The sequence below is a fragment of the Allotamlana fucoidanivorans genome (assembly GCF_006265225.1).
Lineage (GTDB): Bacteria > Bacteroidota > Bacteroidia > Flavobacteriales > Flavobacteriaceae > Allotamlana > Allotamlana fucoidanivorans.
On the sequence record NZ_VDCS01000150.1, the window covers coordinates 1 to 205 of the forward strand.

At 42.9% G+C, this 205-nt stretch carries 1 protein-coding gene; it reads left to right on the plus strand.

What is annotated here, in order from left to right; genetic code table 11:
* Positions 1-205 (plus strand): hypothetical protein (locus FGF67_RS17410; RefSeq protein ID WP_158293264.1); only part of this gene is annotated, 205 nt, incomplete at both ends.

Genomic DNA, 205 nt, shown 5'->3' on the forward strand with positions numbered 1-205 from the left:
CTGTACGGGAGGTACGGTAACCATTACCTGGACTATTGATGATATTTGTGAAACTTTTACTCCTCAAGCTACCTATACCTTAACACAACCTCAAGTAGTAAGCTATACTAGTCCTTCTGATGATACAGCTGATGCCTGTGAGTTTGATAATGCGGATCCTACTGCAGCTCAAAATGCACTGGATGCTGATATCGCAGCTTGGGTA